This window comes from Alistipes sp. UBA1686 (assembly GCF_002320215.1).
GTDB classification, from domain to species: domain Bacteria; phylum Bacteroidota; class Bacteroidia; order Bacteroidales; family Rikenellaceae; genus Alistipes; species Alistipes onderdonkii.
This window is the reverse complement of record NZ_DCKA01000018.1, coordinates 379,389-379,662: the sequence shown is the minus strand read 5'-3', so window position 1 is coordinate 379,662 and position 274 is coordinate 379,389. Positions and strand designations below refer to the sequence as shown.

Sequence of the window (274 nt, the reverse complement as noted above, 5' to 3'; positions counted from 1 at the left end):
AGCTCGACCTCGAAATAGTCGGAGCCCGGATTATACAGCACGGCGACATATCCTGTATGCTTGAAACCTTGCACCCGGAAACGCAACCCCTCCATGCCGTCCTCTTTATAGACGGCAGGCTGATGGTATCCCCAAGACATGATGATCTGAGGAGCGGATTTCAAAATCGACGTGATGTACTGTGCCATTTCTTCCATGACTTTAATGCAGACTTTATCCTCCTGCGCCGGAGTTCTACGCTGCCGAAACGCTCGGAACAGCGATGCGGCGATCA

Annotated in this window: 1 pseudogene; it reads right to left on the bottom strand. The window is 52.2% G+C overall.

The features are described 5' to 3' along the window. Positions 1-197, bottom strand: a pseudogene (locus B3C38_RS09375) (hypothetical protein); the annotation flags it as partial. Positions 198-274: the final 77 nt, after the last annotated feature.